Source organism: Porphyromonas sp. C0026D3 (genome assembly GCF_056590775.1).
On record NZ_JBWPWU010000004.1, the window covers coordinates 154,980 to 177,521 of the forward strand.

The following is a 22,542-nucleotide window of genomic DNA, read 5'->3' on the forward strand; positions in this document are numbered from 1 at the left end:
GACCCCACCACACATGACCCTACCCTTCTTACTCGAAAAAGAGTTCAAGCAGATCGCCCGCAACCCCATCATGGTTGGCATCTTTGTATTCTTCACTCTCATGGTCATTGTCATCTTTCCATGGGCTGTCAGCTTTGACCTAAAAAACGTCTCCGTCTCCGTCATCTGTCAGGACAACAGCCAAGAAGCTCGGCAACTCATCCAAAAAGTAGACGCCTCACCCACCTTCACCATCACCGACATCCACCACACCTACCCCCAAGCCCTCAGCGATATCAATAGCGCCAAGTCCACACTCATCCTACACATACCGCACGACTTTGGCACACGACTGATACGAGATCGGCACACCAACCTCATGCTCTTGGCCAACTCCATCGACGCCACCCAAGCCTCACTCGCACTCAGCTACCTCCAAGAGCTCATCAATAGCTACGCCGACGACATCCGAGCCCAACAAACCGGCCACACAGCGGCCGAACTGACCCCCATAGAGCTCCTGCCCGACTACAGGTTCAACCCCCACATGGACTACAAGACCTATATGCTCCCCGCATTCGTCGTCATACTCCTCACCATGTTTTGTGGCATATTCACAGCCATGTCCATCGTCCTCGAGCGAGAGACAGGCACACTCCGGCAGATCAACGTCACACCCATCAAGAGTCTCACCTACATCATCAGCAAGGTCCTACCATTCTGGATCATTGGGCTCGCCGTCCTCACATTTGCCATCCTATTCATACAGCTCATCTACGGACTGAGCGTGGCTGGGCCACTCCCCGTACTATACCTCATCTCGCTGGCCTTCATCATTGCCATGACCCTATTCGGCGTCCTCCTCTCCAACCTCTCCGAGACCCTGCAGCAGGCCATGTTTTTGGTCCTATTCTTCATCCTCATCCTCTTTTTGGTCAGCGGACTCTTCACACCGGTAGACAACATGCCCACCTGGGCACAGATCATCGCACGCATCAACCCCCTCACCTACTACATCCACGCCATCCGACTCATCTATCTCCGAGGAGCCGGCCTGCTTCCCGTCCGAGGCGACCTCGCCATCCTGCTCCTATTCGGAGCCATACTGGGGCTGCTAGCCAAGTTTACGTACAAAAAACGAGACTTCTGAGAGCGTGTGAGCCACCCCCGACGGAGTCACCAAAAGGGGCAAAAAAGAGGCGATTTCTTGGGGGCTCCAAATGTGCGCCACGGAGACACTGACAATCAATCACTTGTAGAGAGCCTCGAGTTTCACGGATAGAAGCAAAAGGTTTCACGGATAGGAGCGAACCTTTTCACGGATAGAAGCAATCGCTCAGACGGATAGGAGAGCAAAAGTTGTGGCCGAAATTCGGACAGTATCGTGACTCTGGGCTGACGGGCTTGGTCACCCTCCTTGTGCGACCTACTCAAGCCAGCAACAGCCATTCACAAAAAACAGCAAATAGTCCCAATTATTGTCAAAAAAATAGCTATCTTCGTCACCGAGCAGACAAAATCGGGATAGTGTCAGGAGACTGCACCCCGACAGACACACTTTTTACCATCACACATCATTCAAACACCTATGGAGAAGACATCAATCTGGTCATGGAAGGGGAGAAGCAGACGCCAATCCTATTGGCTACTGCAGCTAAAACTTATCGGAATCCTAATTGCTATTTGGGCCGTTGCGCTGATTTTGGGATTCCTTATCGGTGGTACGAACTCGATTGGGGTTGCTTGCGTATTGGCAGGCATCCTATCATTACCGCTGGCATACGTCGGCTTTTGCGCACAAGTACGTCGCTTTCACGACAGAGGGCTGAGTGGCTGGTGGATCATTGGTGCAGGGGTAGTCAGCACGCTGATAGAAGTATCCATAGAGTCCATCGCCCTCATAAATCCGGACAACATGCTAATACTGAAGGGCATTGGCATGATAGTAAGTTGGTCCATTAGCATCGCTGTGTTTGTCGTGACCGTCCTAGACAGTGTCGATGACAACCAATACGGACCCAACCCCAAACGACTACCACAAGAGTAACCGGAGACCTACCGGACAGACTACCAAGTCCGAGACGCAGGATGGGGAGCCTTGGTGCTCCCCATCCTGCGTCTCAAGGTCTCAGGGTCCACGACTGATCCCGGCGGACCGACGATTGGGCAAACAGACACAGTCTCAAAAGATTTGGGTAAATTTGCCCGAATGTACTGAGGTATAAAAAGAATCCAATTATTTTTTACGTAAAAAGATCAAGATATGAATGTTATCACTAAAACCGTCACCCTGCCCGATGGTCGTACGATCACCATCGAGACCGGCAAGCTCGCCAAGCAGGCCGACGGTGCCGTAACGGTTCGCATGGGCAACACCGTATTGTTGGCAACCGTAGTCGCCGCCAAGGAGGCCAAGCCGGATGTCGACTTCATGCCCCTCCAGGTGGAGTACAAGGAGAAGTTTTCGGCTGTGGGCCGTTTTCCCGGAGGGTTCACCCGTCGTGAGGGACGAGCATCCGACTACGAGATCCTCGTCTGCAGGCTTGTAGACCGCGCACTGCGCCCCCTCTTCCCCGACGACTACCACGCTGAGGTGTACGTGAGCGTCACCCTCTTTAGCGGTGATGTCAATGAGCTACCCGACCAACTGGCCGGACTGGCGGCATCGGCGGCATTGGCGGTGAGTGATATCCCGTTTCACGGTCCCATCTCGGAAGTACGTGTCGCACGTATTGATGGCGACTTTGTCATCAACCCCGCCACCGACCAGCTGGAGCGTGCCGACCTAGACCTGATGGTTGCGGCAACCCTCGACAACATCATGATGGTGGAGGGCGAGATGAAGGAGGTACAGGAGTCCGACATGCTCGAGGCAATCAAGGTCGCACACGAGGCGATCAAGGAGCAGTGCCGTGTACAGATAGAGCTGATGGAAGAGCTCGGAACGACCCAAAAACGCTCCTACGAGCCGGAGGCCAACGATGAGGCACTCAGGCAACGCATACACGACGAACTCTACCCCAAGGCTCTCGAGGTGGCTCTGTCGGGCGATACCAACAAGCACTCACGCGGCGAACGCCTAGGCAAGATCGTGGAGGACTTCAAGGCAACCTTTACGGAAGAGGAGCTCCTCCTCAAAGGAGCCCTCATCGACCGCTACTACCACGATGCCGAGAAGGAGGCTATGCGTCGTGCCATCCTAGATCACGGCAAGCGCCTCGATGGCCGGACCACTCGGACGATCCGCCCGATCTGGTGCGAAGTGGACTGCCTACCCAGCCCACACGGATCTGCTATCTTCACACGTGGAGAGACCCAATCTCTGTCGACCGTCACGCTCGGCACCAAAAACGACGAAAAGCTGGTGGACGATGTCCTCAACTACGGCAAGGACCGTTTCTTGCTCCACTACAACTTCCCGCCCTTCTCCACCGGAGAAGCCAAGGCATCACGAGGGGTATCTCGTCGCGAGATTGGACACGGCAACCTGGCCATGCGTGCACTCAAAAACATGATCCCGGAGGACTACCCCTATGTGGTTCGGGTCATGAGTGACATCCTGGAGTCCAATGGCTCCTCCTCCATGGCCACTGTGTGCGCCGGTACTCTGGCACTCATGGATGCCGGTGTGAAGATCAAGAAGCCGGTAAGTGGTATAGCAATGGGGCTGATCTCGGAAAACAAGGGGCAAAACTATGCAATCCTATCCGATATCCTCGGCGACGAGGACCACTTGGGTGATATGGACTTCAAGGTCACCGGCACTCGCGATGGTATCACAGCCACTCAGATGGACATCAAGGTGGATGGCCTCAGCTACGAGATCCTGGAGAATGCCCTCGCCCAAGCGCGTGAGGGACGCCTCCACATCCTGGACATCATAGAGGAGACGATCTCCGAGCCACGTGCGGACTTCAAGCCACAGACCCCGCGCATCACCACCATGCTGATCCCCAAGGAGTACATCGGTCAGGTCATCGGGCCGGGCGGAAAGGTGATCCAAGGTATCCAAGAGGAGAGTGGTGCATCAGTCAACATCGAGGAGACCGAGAAGGGCGGAGTGATCGAAGTAGCCGCCAGCAACAAGGAGGCTATCGACAAGGCTCTGGAGATGATCAACGCCATTGTCGTCATCCCTGAGGTAGACAAAGTGTATGAGGGAACCGTGAAGAGCGTGATGCCGTATGGTGCCTTCATCGAGTTTTTGCCCGGCAAGGAGGGTCTGCTCCACATCAGTGAGTGGGACTGGAAGCGCTTTGAGACCATCGAGGAGACCGGAGTACAAGAGGGCCAAAAGCTCCAGGTCAAGCTCCTGGAGGTAGATCCAAAGACCGGGAAGTTCCGCCTGAGCCGTCGTGCCATCATCGAAAAGCCCGAGGGCTATGTAGAGCCGGAGAGACGTCCCCGCAGAGAGCGTGGCGACAACGAAAGACGAGGTGGCCAACGTAGCGAGCGCCAAGGCCATCGCGGAGACAATCGTCGCAACGACAACGAATGATCCTCAGCCTACAAGGATAGGCTCATCGGAGCCGATATGAAAAAAGGAGACCCCATCAACCGGTGGGGCCTCCTTTTTTTATACCCACAATGATTGTCATGGGGGAGCGAGTGCCGTAAGTGGAAATCGAGAAAGGGGGAAAAACAGGTTTCCGGATCTTACTATTTCTGATTAACTTTGCAAAGCAGGTGGTTGATCGCTTGATATCCACATGCGCATGCAATGTTTTGTGACACTCTAAAGCGATATAGACATAAATGAACTTTGTAGACGAACTGAAGTGGAGGGGAATGATCCACGACCTTACTCCCGGGACAGAAGAAGAGCTGAGCAAGGGTGTAGTCTCCGGATATCTGGGCATCGACCCGACAGCGGACTCGCTACACATCGGACACTTGGTGGGCGTGATGATGCTCCGCCACTTCCAAAACTCCGGACATCGCCCCATCGCACTGGTCGGTGGTGCCACCGGTATGATCGGAGACCCCTCACTCAAGTCGGCTGAGCGCAACCTGCTCGACGAAGAGACGCTCCGGCACAACCAAGAGGCTATCAAAGCCCAACTGAGCAAGTTTTTGGACTTTGAGAGTGATGCGCCCAATGCGGCCAAGCTGGTCAACAACTACGACTGGATGAAGGGTTACTCGTTTCTCAACTTTATACGAGACGTCGGGAAGCACATCACGGTGAACTACATGATGAGCAAGGACTCGGTGAAGAAACGCCTGGATGCCAACTCCAAGACCGGGCTGTCGTTCACAGAGTTTTCCTACCAGCTACTACAAGCCTACGACTACCTACACCTCTACGAGGCAGAGGGGTGCCGACTCCAGCTTGGAGGATCGGACCAGTGGGGCAACATCACGACCGGTGTAGACTTGATCCGTCGCGTCTTGGGTGCCAATGATGCGTTTGGGATCACTTGTCCACTGATCACCAAGGCGGATGGCGGAAAGTTTGGCAAGACAGAGAGCGGAAATGTATGGCTCGATAGGCGCTACACAACACCGTACAAGTTTTATCAGTTTTGGCTCAATGTCTCGGATGAGGATGCCGGCAAGTTTATCCGCATCTTTACGATGCTGGAGCGTGAGGAGGTCGAGGCTCTGGAAGCAGAGCACACACAAGCACCACACCAACGCATCCTCCAAAAGCGCCTAGCCGAAGAGCTGACCACGCTCGTACACTCACGCGAAGACTACGACATGGCAGTACAGGCCAGTGAGATCCTTTTTGGCCAAGCGACCAAGGACACCCTGCAGAAGGTGGATGAGGAGACCTTTTTGTCCGTCTTTGACGGCGTGCCTATGGCGGAGCTATCGCGTGATCTGCTCGGAAGTGGCACCGGCCTACTGGAGTTGCTGGTAGAGCATGCAGGCTTTTTCAAAAGCAATGGGGAGCTGCGCAAGCTCATACAGAGTGGAGGTGTCAGCCTCAACAAAGAGAAAGTGGAGGACGCACAATATCGCCCAACCAACGACGACCTGATAGATGGGAAGTATATGATCGTTCAGAGGGGCAAAAAGAACTACTTCCTCCTAAAGTTCGTGTGAACCGCAAACTCCTATACCGCTACTTTTTGCATCACCCCAATGTCTGCACCGACAATCGTCGGGTGCAGAAGGGTGATCTCTTCTTTGCTCTCGTAGGGCCCAACCACGATGGTAATGACTACGCTCAAGCCGCACTGGATGCAGGGGCGGCCTATGCTGTGGTGAGCCGCAAAGAGCTGGCACAGCAAGATGAGCGCTATCTCTATGTCCCCGACACACTCCGTGCCCTGCAAGAGCTGGCCTATACCCACAGGATGACCTTTCACGGGCCGGTGATCGCCATCACTGGTACCAATGGCAAGACAACCACCAAGGAGCTCTGCCATGTCGTCCTCAACCAGAAGTACAACGTGCTGGCGACAGAAGGCAACCTCAACAACCATATAGGGGTCCCGCTCACCCTCCTGAGACTACGCCCGGAGCACGAGGTGGCAATCATTGAGATGGGGGCCAGCGCTAAGGGGGAGATACGACTGCTATCTGCCATTGCACAACCCACTGCCGGACTCATCACCAATATCGGCAAAGCTCACCTAGAGGGCTTTGGCAGCGTGGAGGGGGTACTGGAGGCCAAGAGTGAACTGCCGGAGCAGCTCCGAAAGACCGGAGGAGATTTTTTCCTCAACGATGATGACGACCGCCTTCGTGAGCGATGGAGCGACTTTGCCCGCCTCAAGTATGGCTCGCACCACAGTGTCGAGCACCGCCTAGACGTCGTAGGACGCATCCTCATCGACCAGCCACACCTGACCGTATTGGTCTCCGGAATGGGAGCGCAGGACATGGTACCGACCTCGCTTACCGGCAAGTACAACTACCAGAATGTCCTGGCAGCGGCCACGGTAGGGCTGTACCTCGGGGTCCCAATGGCCGACATACGCAATGCGATTGAGAGCTATGCCCCAAGCAACAACCGCTCACAGATCGAGCAGCTACACCGCGAGATCAATGTCATCATGGATGCCTACAATGCCAACCCCTCCAGTATGCACGAGGCTCTTGAGAATCTGTCCGAGGCACCGGAGCAACACAAGTACGCCATCCTGGGCGACATGCTCGAGCTGGGTGTGGCCACAGCGGAGGAGCATCGTGCTATCCTGGCATGGCTACGCCAGCACCCAGCTATCCACGCTCTGCTGTGTGGCCATGCTTTCTCAGCTTTGGCACCTGAGGAGTACCCGTGCTTTGCGGATGTCGATGAGCTGGTCAGCTACCTCAAGGGGCAAAAGATCCCCGATGACAGCTGCATACTGGTCAAAGGCTCGAGGAGCATCCGACTGGAGCGTGTCTTTTCGACGCTGGAGGAGTTGGCACTGGAGGGCAAGACCTACGATGGCAGACTCTGGATCAGCAAACATCGGACCGAATAACGGAGCGATCCGCATCCCTATTTTCTCGCCTCAAACACATGGAACAAAACGTACTTTGGGCATTTGCCCTAACTCTCTTTGCCGGACTGGCTACCGGGATAGGTAGCTTGATCGCCCTTTTTGCGAAGCGGACCAACTTTGGACTCCTCGCTTTTTCACTCGGGCTCTCCGCCGGTGTGATGATCTACATTTCGTTCATGGAACTCCTGGCAAAAGCCCAGGTCAGCCTCAGTGCCACCTATGGCGACAAGATGGGTGTGACCTATGCGATCCTTGCCTTCTTTTGCGGAATAGCGATCATCATGATCCTAGACTTTTTGATTCCAAAAGAGGAGAACCCTCATGAGGTGCATATGATCGAGGATATGCAAAACCCCGACAACCTCCCCGACTTTGGCAAGCTCCACCGTGTGGGGCTACTCAGTGCGCTTGTCCTTGGGTTGCACAACCTCCCCGAGGGGATGGTCACTTTCTTGACCGCACTCAACGAGGTATCACTCGCCATACCCATCGCCATTGCGATCGCCATCCACAATATCCCGGAGGGCATCTCGGTCGCCGTCCCGATCTACTATGCCAGTGGCAATCGCTCCAAGGCCTTTTGGGTCTCCTTCCTATCCGGCCTAGCCGAGCCACTGGGCGCACTCGCCGGCTACTTCATCCTACGCCCCTTTATCACCCCGGAGTTGATCTCAATCATCAACGCAGGCATCGCCGGCATCATGGTCTTCATCTCCCTGGATGAGCTATTACCGGCGGCAGAGCAGTACGGTCGGCACCACTTGGCCATCATCGGACTTATACTCGGCATGGTGATCATGGCATTTACCCTCGTTTTATTATGACCTACCCTTCCTCCAAACCACGGTCCAGATTTTGGGCCTTCGTCCTCCACAAAGTGATGCGCTGGACGCCTATCATACCGGCCTCACGCCCGACACAGAGTGTCATCTGTGTCGCACCCCACACCAGCAACACCGACTTCTGGATAGGTCTTGTCTTCTACCTCGCCTATGGGGGTATGCCCAATTTTTTGATCAAAAAAGAGTGGTTCTTCTTTCCCCTAAACCTCGCATTCAGAGCATTGGGAGGCGTCCCGGTGGATCGGGTGAAAGGAAGCTCCATGGTCAGCACAATGATTGAGGCCTTTGGGTCGCACCCCAACCTCCATTTGGCCATCACACCCGAGGGGACAAGAGGTTACTCCGAGCGGTGGCGGACCGGATTTTACCGCATCGCACTGGGTGCCGGTGTCCCCATCGAGATCGGCAAGCTCGACTATGCCAAGCGAGAAGTAGGGATCATCGACCTCTTTTATCCCACAGGAGACATCGACAAGGACCTCCGACACCTACAGTCCTACTACCACTCCTCCATGGGCAAAGTGCCGGAGCGGTACAACGACAACCCCGCGTAGCGAGCGGGAGATACCGCACACTCCTTTCTCAAAAAAAGCGCAACCCCTCCCCGCTATCGCTTCCGAAAAACCAGCGTCACCACCGCACTCAGCACCAAGACAACCCCTACAAGCCCGGCCGGCGACAGGACCTCGCCAAATGCCACCGTCCCCACCACCACAGCAGTCATAGGCTCCAGAGCACCCATCACAGCGGTCGGAGTGGAGCCAATGTTGCTGATGGCGTGTATCAGCATCACATTCGACACCACCGTTGCGATCACAGCCAGCCCCAGAGCATTGAGCCAACCGTAGAGCCCGTCCGGGAAGATCAGCCCATCCCCGGTCTGGCTATACGCCAGGCAGAGCAACGCCGCAAGCCCAAGGATATAAAAGGACAACCTCAGCGGATGCTCACGGCCTATTGACGAACGATTGACGATCACGATATAGAGTGCATACGCCAAACCACTGGCTAGGACGATCCCCACTCCCACAAGAGAGACACCGGAGACACCGGAGGTGATACCCGACAGTAGGACTACCCCACACAGGGCCATCAAAATAGCCAAAATAGAGGCCATACTCAGACGCTCCCCAAACCCCAAAGCCATGATCAAGGCCACAAAGACCGGGTACGAAAAGTGCAAAACCGTAGCCACCCCCGTACTCATATAGTTGTAGCCACTCAACAACAACACTGCCGAAAAAAAATAGAGGACCCCCAGCCCAAGATACCACACCATCAGGCTTGGACGCACCCGTAGCGAAACACCCCCCACCAAGGCTAGCAAAAGAGTCACCACAGCAGCGATCCCAAAACGAAAAACCAGCACGGACGCCGGAGGCATCCCACTCAGCAGGAGAGGAACACTAAAGAGTGGAATGAGACCAAAAGTCGTGGAGGAGGCAATACCTTGCAGATGTCCTTTTATTTTATTCATGACCCAAAGAGATAATACCATTGTGGCATATGAGCGTCTTCTTTTTTCAGAAACACAAAGATACCATCTTTCTTCATCCCACGACTCACCCGGGCTTCCCCCAAAATCACGAAAGCCACCTATACACACTACCACCGGTCACCGCATAAATGCAGCACCCACAGCATCCCAGTCCGACGGACAAAAGCTTTTGGACAAATATTTTGGCGATCCAAAATGTTTTGGTACCTTTGTGCACGAAACAAAAACGCGGAAGTAGCTCAGTTGGTAGAGCACAACCTTGCCAAGGTTGGGGTCGCGGGTTCGAGTCCCGTCTTCCGCTCATGATCTACCCGCCCGGATGGTGGAATCGGTAGACACGAAGGACTTAAACTCCTTTGACCCGACAACGGTCGTGCGGGTTCAAGTCCCGCTCCGGGTACCAGAGCGTGATAAGGAAACAAAGAAAGAGACATTTTCTTGGCTACAGAGCTGAGAAAATGTCTCTTTTTGTATGCCCTAAATTTGCTTACATCATGAAAACTACTTATCTTTAGGGTGATGAGAGGTAGTCCGCTTGTCCAACAGCCCGACCTACTGTTCACCAAAAGGACTCCATACTCTGCCAAAAACCACAACCAGACCAAAAAACCATAATCCTAATCTGCAAATTTGCTATGAACGTATACGAAACGAACCAGATCAAAAACGTTTCCATCCTAGGGAGCTCCGGCTCCGGAAAGACCACCCTATCCGAGGCCATGCTTTTTGAGGGCGGTGCCATCGATCGCAGAGGCACCGTAGAGGAGGGAAATACCACGAGCGACCGTTTCCCGGTCGAAAAAGAGTACGGCTACTCCGTCTTTTCCACCCTCTTCTCCGTCCCCTGGAAAGACCGCAAGATCAACTTCATCGACTGTCCCGGGAGTGACGACTTTGTGGGAGCGGCAGTCAGCGCACTACACGTGACCGATACCGCATTGATGGTCGTCAACGCACAATATGGAGTCGAGGTCGGGCTGGTCAACCAGTTTCCACAGACCGAAAAGCTCGGAAAGCCGGTCATCTTCATCATCAACCAACTGGATCACGAAAACGCAGACTACGACAATAGCCTGCACGAGCTACAGCAACAGTTTGGCAGCAAGGTCGTCCCCGTACAATACCCCGTGACTACCGGACCAAACTTCAATGAAGTAGTCGATGTCCTGACCAACAAAATGTACCGCTGGGGCCCCAAGGGAGGCAAGCCGGAGGTGCTGGATATCCCCGAGAGCGAAAAAGAGAGAGCAGGAGCCTACCACAAAGCACTGGTAGAAGCCGCTGCAGAGCACGACGATCACCTGATGGAGCTCTTTTTTGAAAAAGAGACCCTCACCGAGGATGAGATGCGCCAAGGCATCCGTCAAGGGCTGATCAACCGAGACATGTTCCCCGTCTTTTGTGTCAGTGCCGGCAAGGACATGTGCGTGCGCCGGACACTAGAGTTTTTGGGCGACATTGTCCCCTGCACCGACAAGCTAGAGCCCCCCACAGCGGCAGACGGCACACCTATTGTCCCCGACAGCAACGGCCCCACGATTCTCTACTTTTTCAAGTGCGACCTAGAGCCACACGTTGGCGAAGTGATGTACTTCAAGGTCCTGAGTGGCACCGTGCATGAGGGAGACGACCTATACAACACCACACGAGATGAGACCAAAGAGCGGATCACCCAGCTCCTAGTCCCATACGGACCCTCCAAGATGCGCCTGACCGAGATGAAAGCCGGTGACATCGGCTGCACAGTGAAGCTAAAAGATGTGCGTGTAGGAGACACCCTGTGCACCAAAGGAGTCACCCACTCAATGCCCAGCGTCGAATACCCGGCACCAAAGTTTAGACGAGCCATCGTGGCCCAAAACACAAGCGACTCAGAGAAAATGAACGCCGCCCTCCAGCGCATGCATGCCGAAGACCCGACCTGGGTCATCGAGCAGTCCAAAGAGCTACGCCAGACCATTGTACACGGGCAAGGAGAGTTTCACCTACGCACCCTCAAGTGGCGTATCGAAAACAACGACAAGATCCCGGTAGAGTTTCAAGAGCCCAGGATCCCCTACCGCGAAACAATCACCAAGGCAGCACGAGCCGACTACCGACACAAAAAACAATCCGGTGGAGCAGGACAGTTTGGCGAAGTACACCTGATCGTCGAGCCCTATACTGAGGGGATGCCTCAGCCCGGAGTCTACAAGCTGGATGGGCAAGAGATCAAGACCTCGCCCAAAGACACCATCGTCGTGGACCTAGAGTGGGGGGGCAAGCTGGTGATCGTCAACAGCATCGTAGGCGGAGCCATTGATGCAAGGTTCATCCCCGCCATCCAAAAAGGGATCATGGAGCGGATGGAGCGTGGACCACTGACTGGCTCCTATGCCCGAGATGTACGTGTGATCATCTACGACGGCAAGATGCACCCGGTAGACAGCAACGAAGTCTCCTTCATGCTAGCCGGACGAAACGCATTCAGCGAAGCTTTCCGGAAGGCAGGTCCCAAAGTACTTGAGCCCATCTATACCATAAAAGTACAGATCCCGGCAGAATTCATGGGAGACACCATGAGCGACCTCCAAAACCGCCGAGCACTCATCCTAGGCATGGAGAGCCAAAATGGCTACGAAGAGCTCAACGCCAGAGTACCACTCAAAGAACTCTCCACCTACTCCACGACACTCAGCTCTATCACAGGAGGTAGAGGGTCGTTCACGATGGAGTTTGCCGACTACGAGCTTGTACCACAAGACGTCCAAGAGCAACTCCTAGCCGCACACCACGACGAAGAGTAGCGACTACAGCCAAGCGAGCACGAAAGAGACCGGTCAGGGGGTACCCCGGGCCGGTCTCTTTTGGCATAAAAAAATGCGCGACCAAGAAGCAACCCCCAAAAACAGCCCCCACTAGAGCCTCCGCCCCACCAAAAGAGAATGTTGCACGAAGTGCCATTCTCGCACATTTGCTAAAATGTGCTGAGACTTTGCACGAAGGATGAGATGCAAGGCGCTGAGGATGAGGGCGAAGGGAGCGTACTCACGTACGTGACCTAGCCCGAATTCCGAAAGCAACGCAGCATATCGCCTTCGTGCAACAGTCTCCAAAGGACGCCGGTCGCACCCCGCCAGTGGTCGCAAAACAGGTCGGCAAAGTCCGACACTTTTCCCAACCAAAAGGCACCCTCAAAAAAAAGATAAAAAAACAGGCCATTTTTGGGCAAAAGCCCCATCTTGTGGGATATTGATAATCAAACACTTATACAGCGCCTTGAGTTTCACGGATAGAAGCGATCTTTTTCACGGATAGAAGCGAAACTTTTCACGGATAGAAGCAATCGCTTGGACGGATAGACGATTTTCTGCCGACAAAGATAGGGGGTACGTCAACTAGTGTGGTGGGAGTATTAGTTATTCTCAACAGCTACAATATTTAGTACTGTATACTTTGGTCATCACAACCCGGTTGCCTCCTTCGGCCGCTATGCGCCCGGCCGCCGGCACGCATCCCCATCGGGCGATATACCCAAAGGGGTGTGCCGATGGTCAAAACCGGCACACCCCTTTGTGCATGATGGTTTGGTCGGCCTACTTCAGGACCGAAATATTGGGGTCGCTGGGGATATCAAGGATCTTTAGTGCCCCATTTTCAAGGCCCAGTGTCAGCCGGAGAGTCTTCTTGTACCCCTTCAGAGGCTCTACCTCCACCTGAAAAAGGCCATCGGACACCTCCGTGATGGTGAGTGAGGATTGGACACTCTTGGCGTCATAGTCCTGTGCGTCGATAAACGGATCGTAGTCTATCAGTGCCATCTCTCCATCCTTCTCGTTTAGCTTTGCATTAAGCTTGTCGCCAAGGAATCCTGCCCTCTTGTCGTTGGAGATCTCGTTGACATAAAGATCGGTGTAGAGCTGGGTGATTAGGGATTTTGCCGCCTCTGAGTCAACCTTTGGAGTAGCCGCCTCTTGTGTGGTGGCCTCCTGAGCGACTTCTGTCGCTGTGGTATCATCCTTTTCGGCCTTCTTGTCTGTACATCCGGCCAAGACAATGGTGGCGATAGCTAAAGTCGTAATAAATCTTTTCATACTAGCTAGTAGGACATAAATAATACGTATTGTCGCAAAGGTATCTTTTTCCCTCCGTTTATCCAAAGTAGCATGTCAGAGAGGGGGAGATGCACAGTAGGCTTGATTGCATTTGACAAACCGGTCATCCGAGTAAGAGCAGTTCGTTTTTGGAGTCCGGTGGAGGTACGATCGGTGAAATTGATTTTTCGTATCTACGCTAATCCCTAGCCAGTTTATAAAAATAAACACTCCCCCCCCATTTCTTTTATTTATTTGCTATCTTTGCGGAAAAGAAACTAAGAATAAACCTTGTTGCGCTTCCATTTTGAAAGCCACAACACTATAATTATCACTCTCAATAACACAATAGCATGATTAGAGAATCCAACTTTTCTCTCCTCCGGCTCGTGTACGGCTTGCTGGTCTTCTTTTTGTCCGGCACGCTCTATGCGCAGACCCTAACCGTGTCCGGTACAGTCTCGGACTCTGATGGGCTCCCTATGCCGGGTGTCACGGTACAGGTGGTCGGCAAGTCCGGCACAGGTACAGTAACCAACATCGATGGGCACTATACGCTTCGGGAGGTGCCCGCCAAGGCGACGCTTCGTTTTTCGTTTGTGGGGATGAGCACCGTGGATCGTCCTGTGAATGGGATGACACGCATCGATGTCACACTGACCGAAGATACCGAGCTCCTGGATGAGGTGGTCGTAACCGCACTGGGTATCAAGCGCTCGGAGAAAGCTCTATCCTACAATGTGCAAGAGCTAAAGGATGACGAGCTGACACGGGTGAAGGATGTCAACTTCATCAACGCACTGTCGGGCAAGGTGGCAGGAGTCAACATCAATGCGTCGTCCGCCGGTATCGGTGGCGCCAGCAAGGTGGTGATGCGTGGTACCAAGTCCATAGAGGGCTCCAACAACGCTCTCTACGTGATAGACGGAGTGCCGATCTATACGCACTCGAGAAAGGCGGGAAAGGAGTTTGACTCCTCCGGCTTCACCGACCCAATAGCCGACCTCAACCCCGAGGATATCGAGTCTATGTCGGTGCTGACCGGTGCGGCTGCGGCGGCACTCTATGGTTCGGCTGCGGCCAACGGTGCTATTGTGATCACGACCAAGTCCGGTAAGGACGGACGGGTGCGACTGACTGTGGGCAGCTCATCTGAGTGGGTGAAAGCCTTTGTCACCCCGAGATTTCAAAACAGATACGGTACCGGTAGCGGTCTCTCCAAGGAGGTGGTTCTAGACAAGTCGTGGGGACGAAAGCTAGCCTGCTCGGACGACTGTGGGTACAACCCGGTCAATGATTTCTTGGGCACCGGGACAATATTCTCCAACAACATCTCCCTCTCCACCGGCAATGCCCAAAACCAGACCTACCTCTCCGTGGCGTCTGTACACTCGGATGGCATAGTGCCCAACAACAAGTACAATAGGTACAACTTCAACATCAGGCACACGACCCACTTCCTGGATGACAAGATGACCCTGGACCTAGGGGCGGGCTACGTGAAGCAGTATGACCGCAACATGGTCAACCAAGGTGTGTACGGCAACCCCCTGACCGGTGCCTACCTTTTCCCCCGAGGCAATGACTGGGAGGATATCCGTATGTATGAGCGGTACGACGAGGAGCGCCAGCTCTCCACTCAGTACTGGCCGGTAGGATCCGGTGGATCGCTGGTGATGCAAAACCCCTACTGGGTAGCCTATCGCAATCTCCGAGAGAACAACAAGAATCGGTACATGCTCAATGCTTCGCTCTCCTACAAGATCTTGGACTGGCTCACCCTCTCCGGTCGTGCCCGACTGGACAACAGCACCACCGACTATGAGACCAAAAACTACGCTTCGACCAACAACCAGCTGACCGAAAAGTCTGAACGCGGTCTCTACGGCATACAGCGCATCCACGACAAGCAGATGTACGGAGACCTGTTGCTCTCAATCAACAAGCACTTCGGCAACTCGTGGTCGGTCGATGCCAACCTCGGTGCTTCGATCTCCGATGTGCAAAACAACCTCATCGAAAACAGGGGACCCATCTCGGATGGCAAAGTGGAGGGAGAGCCGGCCGGGCTGCCCAACTTCTTTTCGATCCAAAACCTGAGTCCCTCCAACACCAAGCGCATCCAGGATGGATGGCGAGAGCAGACACAAGCACTCTATGGCTCTCTGGAGGTGGGGTATCGTAGCATGGTCTATCTCACCCTGACCGGGCGTAACGACTGGCCCTCTCAGCTGGCTGGACCCAAGTCGGTACATAGCTCTTTCTTTTACCCATCGGTGGGGCTCTCTACGGTGCTCTCTGAGATCTTTGAGCTACCCAAGTTTGTCTCCTTCCTCAAGGTTAGAGGCTCCTTTGCCTCGGTGGGTGCCCCTTTCCCAAGATTCATCGCCAATCCAACGTATGAATGGGACAGCAGCAAGAATGTATGGAAGAACACCACTACCTACCCCGTGTACAACCTCCTGCCCGAGCGAACCAACTCCTATGAGGCGGGATTGTCGACAAAGCTTTTTGGGCACCTGAATCTCGATCTGACCTACTACCATGCTGTAACAGGCAACCAGACCTTTGACCCACAACTAGGTGGCGGTGCCTACTCCAAGATGTATGTGCAGACCGGTGCCGTGCTCAACCAAGGTGTGGAGCTGTCATTGGGGTACAGCAATACGTGGGGGTGGTTCGGCTGGTCCTCCAACTACACCTTCTCCACCAACCAAAACAAGATCCTGTCGCTAGCCGAGGATGTGACCAACCCCCTCACCGGGAGTCGCTTCTCGATAGAGTCGCTCGACATGGGCGGTATGGGTGACGCCCGCTTCATCCTCCGCAAGGGGGGCAGTATGGGCGACCTCTACTCCAGAGTGGACCTGCAGAGAGACAGCAACCACGATATCCTGATCGGTCGCGGACAGACGCTGGCAACGGCTGACATAAAGTCTCTAAAAGACTACATCAAGCTGGGTAGTGTGCTCCCAAAGGCCAACATGGCTTGGCGAAATGACTTTAGCATCTACGGTGTGACCGTGGGGTGCTTGGTGAGCGCACGTATTGGTGGCGTGGGCTACTCCAGGACACAGAGCCTCCTCGATGAGTACGGGGTGAGCGAAGCCTCTGCACTCGCCAGAGACAGAGGGTATGTCCTCGTCAATGGCAGTGACCGAGTGAACCCGGAGTCGTGGTACTCGACCATCGGCACCAAGGGCGTACCTCAGTACTATACCTACTCAGCCACCAACGTCCGGCTGCAGGAGGCCTCGATCGGCTACACGATCCCCCGCAAGTGGCTCGGTGAAGTCTGTGACCTTACCGTGACCGCAGTGGGTCGCAACCTGCTGATGCTGTACAACAAGGCACCCTTTGACCCGGAGAGTGTCGCCACTACAGGCAACTTTTACGACGGGATTGACTACTTCATGATGCCCTCCTTGAGAAGTGTTGGTATCAGCCTAAACATGAAATTTTGATAATGCATAAGATGAGCTATATTTTTCGACTACTCACAGTTGCCGGCCTGTCTCTTGCGAGTGTGGCTTGCACCGGAGGATTCAAGGAGATCAACTCCCATCCCTACCAGCCCGATGACCTCTCTGCCGATAACTACCTGCTGGGGGCGGCTTTTGCCGGATTGTCCGGGGCAGTCATGTCTGCAGATGTCAACACCCTGCAGTTTACCGACCTCTTGCTTGGGGGAACGATGGGCGGGTACTTCGCAGACTCTCAGAGTGGTTGGGGAGCGACGATCAGCAACTTCAACCCCACCAACAACTGGACGAATGTCTTCATGAACAGTGACAAGGTGATGCCCGAGCTCTACACGAACTATGCGATCATCGTCGGAAACTCGGACCGCAAAGGCAACCCCATCCCTGCTGCCATAGCACGGATCATCAAGGTGGCTGCCATGCACCGCATATCCGATACCTACGGACCAACACCGTACTCCAAAATTACGACAGTAGCTCAGGATATCGCTAACCCCTACGACAGTGAGCCGGAGCTCTTCAAGGCTTACTTTGCAGACCTAGATCAGTCGATCAAGGAGCTGACCGGCAAGGGCTACTACTATCTCCCAGCCGACAAGGTCTACTACGGGGACCCCGCTAAGTGGGCAAAGTTTGCCAACTCCCTGAAATTGCGTCTGGCGATGCGCATCGTCTATGCAGACAAGGAGCTGTCTCAAAAGATGGCCGAGGAGGCGGTGAAGTCCCCGGTGGGGCTGATCACCTCCAACTCGGAAAACGCAACCTGGAAGTACTTTGGAACCATCCGAAACCCCTACTATATTGCCTCCAGGTACAATACCCCTACCGGTTGCTTGACCGGAGGAGACTCTCATGCAGCAGCAGATATCACGACCTACATGAACGGCTACAAAGACCCCAGAAGAGAAGCCTACTTCGTACCATCGGAGTGGGAGGGGCAGGAGTATGTCGGCCTCCGAAGGGGGATCGTCATCCCCAACCTCGTTTCTACGGGCAGGAAGTACTCGGGCATCCTGGTGAGGGAGACGGATCCTATCACTTGGATGAATGCGAGCGAGGTGGCGTTTTTGAGAGCCGAGGCGGCAGCGGTGTTTGGCTTCGACATGGGTGACACTCCTGAGAACCTATACAATACCGGTATACGTCTCTCATTCGACCAGTACAAAGTGGACGGCGTGGAGGAGTACCTCAACAACGATGAGAACATCCCGGCAACCTACAAGGACCCGGCTGATATCAATAGCTACAGCAGACCTCTCTCGGACATCACCGTGAAGTGGGACGAAAACGCCACCACGGAGAAGAAGCAAGAGAGGATCATCATCCAAAAGTGGATCGCCAACTGGATGCTTGGCAATGAGGCATGGGCGGACTTTAGACGGACCGGATACCCACACCGGATACCCTCTACCCAAACGGGCAACAAGAGCAACGGCATGGTTGACTCTTTTGCTGGACCGCGACGCATGCCCTATCCACAAGAGGAGTACAAGAAGGAAAACGGTAAGTACGTGAACCAAGCCGTCAACGACTACCTCAAGGGCAGTGATAATATGACTACAAAACTATGGTGGGACGCAAAGACGAAGTAATATGAACACACTACAAAAAATACTACACACCACCGGTATCCCAACTCTATTGGCGACACTCGCACTATCCATGAGTGGCTGTACCAATAACTGGACTACACCGGAGTCCCTGCGGCTCAATCAGCCAACCATACAGACGCAAAACCCTGGACTCTACGCCAAGTATCTGGAGTCACTGCGCCGGTACAAAAAGGAATCCCACACCCTAGTCTATGGATGGTACGACAACAGTGCTGTGACACCCTACTCCAGAGCCCACCACATGACAGTGTTGCCAGACAGTATGGATATCGTGAGCCTGCAGTACCCCAACCTGATACAGGGCTGGCAGATGGCTGAGATGAAGTCCGTCCGTGAGGAAAAGGGTACCCGATTCATCTACGACATTGACTTTGACAGCTTCAAGGCTGTGTACAAAGGCAAGCAGGAAGCAGCCACAGAGGAGGCTCCCTACGAGACAACCTTCCAAGACTTCTTGCTAGACTCTCTGCAGTATGCTCTGAGTCTCAACCAAAAGTACCACATGGATGGTATCTGTGTACGATACATGGGCAAGTCAAAGATCCACCTACAGGCCGATGAACTAGCGCGGTACAACAATGAAGAGTCGCTATTCTTTGGGATCGTCTCTGATTGGGCGCGTCGCAATTCGTCAATGCACGTGGCATTCATGGGCAATCCCCAAAATGTCTCCGACAAAACCTTCTTTGACCGTTGTCAGATGGTACTCGTATCGGCACTGGCCGCCAGAAGCAAGGACGACTTTACTTTCAAGCTAAATCAGGCATGCACGCAGGGGGTCCCGAGCGACAAAGTGGGTATCGTGGCATCCGGCACTTACGACACTGATGCGCACAAGGAAAAAGGCTATTTCGCCAATGGAGCCCTAGCCGGCAGAGGACTTGCGGAGTGGGCCCCCTATGACTACAATGGGCGCCGAGCTCAAGCCGTTGGGATCCAAAACATCACTCCGGACTACTACAGCTCCGAAAGAGTGTACGATATTTGTCGCACACTGATAGAGAAAACCAACCCTCACAAATAAGACGATAATGAAAAGACACACCATAAAAGGAGCGATCATCGCCCCGACTCTCAGCCTCCTGTCGGCACTCTTCGTATCGTGCACCTCGGTAGACTTTGAGACTTTTGAAAACAAAACCTTCTCTTCGCAAAACCCCATAGACCAGATCTTTCTACGGGGAGAAAACGAAAAGGTGGGAGTCATCAAGACAGCCATGGCACAACCCGCCTCGGAAGTTGTCTCAGTCAGCTACGTGGCAAACCCGGAGCTATTAGCCACCTTCAAGGAAGAAGCCAATGAGCCCGGAGCACTGTTGCTGGAGGAGAAGTATTACCAGATCGAGAACCCCAAGTCCGTCATCCCCATCGGCAGTGTAACCGGCAGTGACGTGTTCGTCACTTTCCAAAACCTCTCCGAGCTAGACCTAGACCAAGTATATGTACTGCCCCTATCTATCGCCGAGAGTACGATCAAGGTACTCAAGAGCCGATCCAGCAGATACTTCGTCTTCCGCGGAGCCGCACTGATCAACACCGTTGGAAACATCAACAAAAACTACCTCCAACATGTCGGCAAAGGCAAGCTCAGTGCCCTTGAGCTAGGGGGTGACTTCACAGCTGAGGCACTTGTGCGGGTAGACAAGTTTGGCAAGCTCATCAGCACCATCATGGGTGTTGAGGGTGGTGGCCTGATCCGTATCGGAGATGCCGGGCTACCCGACAATCAGATCCAATTCGCCGGACCTCGAAACAACGCCACCAATAGAGACTGGGTGGTACCTACCGGAGAGTGGACACACATTGCGCTGACATTCACCAAGACTGATGAATTTGGGTCCGGGTCCGTCCGAGTTTACATCAATGGTGTAGACAAGGGCGTAGGCGACCAAGAAATCAATGCCAATAGGTTTGACTGGGGCAATACCTATGACTTCTTCATCGGCAAGTCGTACGACGATGGGCGATATCTAGAGGGCGAAATCTCCGAGGCACGTGTATGGAATCGTGTACTCACCCCCGAGGAGATCAATGCCAAAAACCACTTCTACTCCGTCGCTCCCGACGCAGACGGCCTCATAGCTTATTGGAAGTTTGATGAGGCAGAGGGCAAAATTGTCAAGGACCACACCGCCAATGGCAATGACCTACAGGCGATGAATCCGATTGTCTGGAAAGCAGTTGAGCTACCCACCAAGTAATCCACAACAAGTCATGAAACACAACCTATACTATACGCTATCCCTACTGGCACTTATTCCTCTGGCACTTACCACCGGTTGCGCCAGAGAGGAGATCAACCTGCCGGCTATCGATGAGAGCAGGTACCAAGTACCGACCTCATCCGACCTGGAAAAGCTACCCACCTATAGCCCAGAGCCCTTCCGAGGCAATCGCCCGGAGACACCACTTGAGCTCAGCCAAAAAAGTGAGCTGACCCTCACATTCAAGACCACTCAACAGGGTACGACCGCCACACTTGGCTCCCTCACCTATGACGCACAAGCACTGAGCGACTACAACCAAAAGCACGGGACCGACTACGCCGCATTTCCCTCTGAGGGGGTGACCATCCTCGCATCGGAGGGTACTCGGGCCACCGAGGCCGAGCTGTCACACCACGTCAGCCTCACACATGTCGAGGGATTGCTCGTCGAGACAATCTATGTCGTGCCACTGACCTACAAGGAGCAAAAGGGGCAGACACAGTTTATCCCCGTCTTTGTGAGAGACCTGTCGGGCTATCCGGGGACAAATAAGCCCACCGGGGTCAAGATCTTCAGCTGCATGGAGGTCAATGACACCAACCCCCTCAACAACCTCCCATTCACGCTCAAAAACTGTGGCAAGCAACTGATCGATGCGGTCATCCTATTCTCGGCAAATATCAACTACAACGAAGCCACCGGAAGAGCCTACGTCTACAACAACGAAAACGTACAAGCACTGCTCGATCACAGAGAGAAGTACCTCAAGCCCCTTCAGGACAGAGGGATCAAGGTGATCCTCGGCATCCTCGGAAACCACGACCGCGCCGGTGTGGCCAACCTCGGTAACGAAGCGGCCAGAGACTTTGCACAAGAGGTGAGCGCACTCTGCGACGCCTACAGCCTGGACGGAGTCTTCCTCGACGACGAGTACTCCAACTACGGTGCCGCCACCAATACCCCGGGCTTTGTCTACCCATCCAGTGCAGCCGCTTCTCGACTCTGCTACGAGCTCAAGCAAGCAATGCCCCAAAAGATGGTCGTCGCCTACGTCTATGGGCGTATGGCACCGCTCATCAGCATCGACGGCAAGCAACCCGGTGAGTACATCGACTACGCACTCCACGATTACAATAGAGGGGCAGACTTGGACGGCTATTATCCCGGACTGTCTCGAAAAGGATGGGGACTCTACTCGCAGGAGTTCAACCGCGGATACTACGCCTCCTCCGGAGAGCTCAGGCAGATCCTCCAAAAAGGCTGTGGCGCACACATGATCTTTGCGATGGACCCCAATAGACACAATGCCGGACGACAAATCATGGCCATGCGAGACATCGCACGCTACCTCTTCAACGACGAATTGGTCTACGACGGCACGAGGTACAAAAAAGACTGGTAACCCT

Annotated in this window: 15 protein-coding genes and 2 tRNA genes; 15 read left to right on the forward strand and 2 right to left on the reverse strand. The window is 54.1% G+C overall.

The features are described from left to right. The first annotated feature begins 13 nt into the window (after nt 1-13). The 7 genes from AC1EK1_RS04740 (at nt 14) to AC1EK1_RS04770 (ending at nt 8,817) form a co-directional block, all read left to right on the forward strand. Complete coding sequence (locus tag AC1EK1_RS04740) at nt 14-1,129, forward strand: ABC transporter permease (protein ID WP_480306639.1); 1,116 nt, start codon at nt 14-16, stop codon at nt 1,127-1,129. Nucleotides 1,130-1,567: 438 nt separating this feature from the next. Further along, on the forward strand, nt 1,568-2,026 hold the full coding sequence (locus AC1EK1_RS04745) for a DUF805 domain-containing protein (protein WP_480306640.1): 459 nt from the start codon (nt 1,568-1,570) through the stop codon (nt 2,024-2,026). A gap of 216 nt (nt 2,027-2,242) precedes the next feature. After that, entirely contained in the window at nt 2,243-4,477 is a 2,235-nt protein-coding gene (pnp, locus tag AC1EK1_RS04750; RefSeq protein ID WP_480306641.1) for a polyribonucleotide nucleotidyltransferase, read from the forward strand. A gap of 257 nt (nt 4,478-4,734) precedes the next feature. Continuing rightward, a complete protein-coding gene (tyrS, locus tag AC1EK1_RS04755) occupies nt 4,735-6,030 on the forward strand; it encodes a tyrosine--tRNA ligase (protein ID WP_480306642.1) in 1,296 nt (431 codons plus the stop codon). Then, nucleotides 6,027-7,400: a UDP-N-acetylmuramoyl-tripeptide--D-alanyl-D-alanine ligase gene (locus AC1EK1_RS04760; RefSeq protein ID WP_480306643.1), complete on the forward strand. Its 1,374-nt coding sequence runs from the start codon at nt 6,027-6,029 to the stop codon at nt 7,398-7,400. The genes tyrS and AC1EK1_RS04760 overlap by 4 nt, the downstream gene beginning before the upstream one ends. A 38-nt stretch (nt 7,401-7,438) precedes the next feature. Then, a complete protein-coding gene (zupT, locus tag AC1EK1_RS04765) occupies nt 7,439-8,245 on the forward strand; it encodes a zinc transporter ZupT (protein ID WP_480306644.1) in 807 nt (268 codons plus the stop codon). A gap of 56 nt (nt 8,246-8,301) precedes the next feature. Further along, complete coding sequence (locus AC1EK1_RS04770; RefSeq protein WP_480306646.1) at nt 8,302-8,817, forward strand: 1-acyl-sn-glycerol-3-phosphate acyltransferase; 516 nt, start codon at nt 8,302-8,304, stop codon at nt 8,815-8,817. 53 nt (nt 8,818-8,870) lie between these two features. Here AC1EK1_RS04770 and AC1EK1_RS04775 read toward each other — a convergent pair whose 3' ends face one another. Then, complete coding sequence (locus AC1EK1_RS04775) at nt 8,871-9,740, reverse strand: DMT family transporter (RefSeq protein ID WP_480306648.1); 870 nt, start codon at nt 9,738-9,740, stop codon at nt 8,871-8,873. Nucleotides 9,741-9,989: 249 nt separating this feature from the next. On the opposite strand from AC1EK1_RS04775, the gene AC1EK1_RS04780 reads away from it, so the two are divergent. The 3 genes from AC1EK1_RS04780 (at nt 9,990) to AC1EK1_RS04790 (ending at nt 12,547) form a co-directional block, all read left to right on the forward strand. Next, nucleotides 9,990-10,062, forward strand: a tRNA-Gly gene (locus tag AC1EK1_RS04780). A gap of 12 nt (nt 10,063-10,074) precedes the next feature. Continuing rightward, nucleotides 10,075-10,164, forward strand: a tRNA-Leu gene (locus AC1EK1_RS04785). Between the two features lie 232 nt (nt 10,165-10,396). Next, nucleotides 10,397-12,547, forward strand: a complete 2,151-nt coding sequence (locus AC1EK1_RS04790) for an elongation factor G (RefSeq protein WP_480306650.1) — start codon at nt 10,397-10,399, stop codon at nt 12,545-12,547. A gap of 789 nt (nt 12,548-13,336) precedes the next feature. On the opposite strand, the gene AC1EK1_RS04795 is transcribed toward AC1EK1_RS04790, so the two are convergent. Then, nucleotides 13,337-13,834, reverse strand: a complete 498-nt coding sequence (locus AC1EK1_RS04795; protein WP_480306652.1) for a DUF3828 domain-containing protein — start codon at nt 13,832-13,834, stop codon at nt 13,337-13,339. Nucleotides 13,835-14,187: 353 nt separating this feature from the next. Between AC1EK1_RS04795 and AC1EK1_RS04800 the strand changes: the two genes are divergently transcribed. Genes AC1EK1_RS04800 through AC1EK1_RS04820 form a run of 5 tightly spaced genes read left to right on the forward strand, consistent with a single transcriptional unit; the run spans nt 14,188 to nt 22,538 of the window. Further along, the gene (locus AC1EK1_RS04800) at nt 14,188-17,298 is read left to right on the forward strand and encodes a SusC/RagA family TonB-linked outer membrane protein (protein ID WP_480306654.1); all 3,111 of its coding nucleotides are present in this window, start codon (nt 14,188-14,190) and stop codon (nt 17,296-17,298) included. Nucleotides 17,299-17,309: 11 nt separating this feature from the next. After that, entirely contained in the window at nt 17,310-18,908 is a 1,599-nt protein-coding gene (locus AC1EK1_RS04805) for a SusD/RagB family nutrient-binding outer membrane lipoprotein (RefSeq protein ID WP_480306656.1), read from the forward strand. Between the two features lies 1 nt (nt 18,909). Further along, on the forward strand, nt 18,910-19,953 hold the full coding sequence (locus AC1EK1_RS04810; RefSeq protein ID WP_480306657.1) for a glycoside hydrolase family 18: 1,044 nt from the start codon (nt 18,910-18,912) through the stop codon (nt 19,951-19,953). 7 nt (nt 19,954-19,960) lie between these two features. After that, the gene (locus AC1EK1_RS04815; protein ID WP_480306659.1) at nt 19,961-21,130 is read left to right on the forward strand and encodes a DUF1735 and LamG domain-containing protein; all 1,170 of its coding nucleotides are present in this window, start codon (nt 19,961-19,963) and stop codon (nt 21,128-21,130) included. Between the two features lie 13 nt (nt 21,131-21,143). Then, nucleotides 21,144-22,538 carry a BT_3987 domain-containing protein gene (locus AC1EK1_RS04820; RefSeq protein WP_480306660.1) on the forward strand — a complete coding sequence of 465 codons (1,395 nt, stop codon included), beginning with the start codon at nt 21,144-21,146 and terminating at the stop codon, nt 22,536-22,538. Nucleotides 22,539-22,542 lie beyond the last annotated feature (4 nt).

Excerpts from the sequence above, each read along its gene's own strand:
- AC1EK1_RS04740 (WP_480306639.1), top strand. The coding sequence starts at position 14 with ATGACCCTACCCTTCTTACTCGAAAAAGAGTTCAAGCAGATCGCCCGC.
- AC1EK1_RS04745 (WP_480306640.1), top strand. The coding sequence starts at position 1,568 with ATGGAGAAGACATCAATCTGGTCATGGAAGGGGAGAAGCAGACGCCAA.
- pnp (WP_480306641.1), top strand. The coding sequence starts at position 2,243 with ATGAATGTTATCACTAAAACCGTCACCCTGCCCGATGGTCGTACGATC.
- tyrS (WP_480306642.1), top strand. The coding sequence starts at position 4,735 with ATGAACTTTGTAGACGAACTGAAGTGGAGGGGAATGATCCACGACCTT.
- zupT (WP_480306644.1), top strand. The coding sequence starts at position 7,439 with ATGGAACAAAACGTACTTTGGGCATTTGCCCTAACTCTCTTTGCCGGA.
- AC1EK1_RS04770 (WP_480306646.1), top strand. The coding sequence starts at position 8,302 with ATGCGCTGGACGCCTATCATACCGGCCTCACGCCCGACACAGAGTGTC.
- AC1EK1_RS04775 (WP_480306648.1), bottom strand. The coding sequence starts at position 9,740 with ATGAATAAAATAAAAGGACATCTGCAAGGTATTGCCTCCTCCACGACT.
- AC1EK1_RS04790 (WP_480306650.1), top strand. The coding sequence starts at position 10,397 with ATGAACGTATACGAAACGAACCAGATCAAAAACGTTTCCATCCTAGGG.
- AC1EK1_RS04795 (WP_480306652.1), bottom strand. The coding sequence starts at position 13,834 with ATGAAAAGATTTATTACGACTTTAGCTATCGCCACCATTGTCTTGGCC.
- AC1EK1_RS04800 (WP_480306654.1), top strand. The coding sequence starts at position 14,188 with ATGATTAGAGAATCCAACTTTTCTCTCCTCCGGCTCGTGTACGGCTTG.
- AC1EK1_RS04805 (WP_480306656.1), top strand. The coding sequence starts at position 17,310 with ATGAGCTATATTTTTCGACTACTCACAGTTGCCGGCCTGTCTCTTGCG.
- AC1EK1_RS04810 (WP_480306657.1), top strand. The coding sequence starts at position 18,910 with ATGAACACACTACAAAAAATACTACACACCACCGGTATCCCAACTCTA.
- AC1EK1_RS04815 (WP_480306659.1), top strand. The coding sequence starts at position 19,961 with ATGAAAAGACACACCATAAAAGGAGCGATCATCGCCCCGACTCTCAGC.
- AC1EK1_RS04820 (WP_480306660.1), top strand. The coding sequence starts at position 21,144 with ATGAAACACAACCTATACTATACGCTATCCCTACTGGCACTTATTCCT.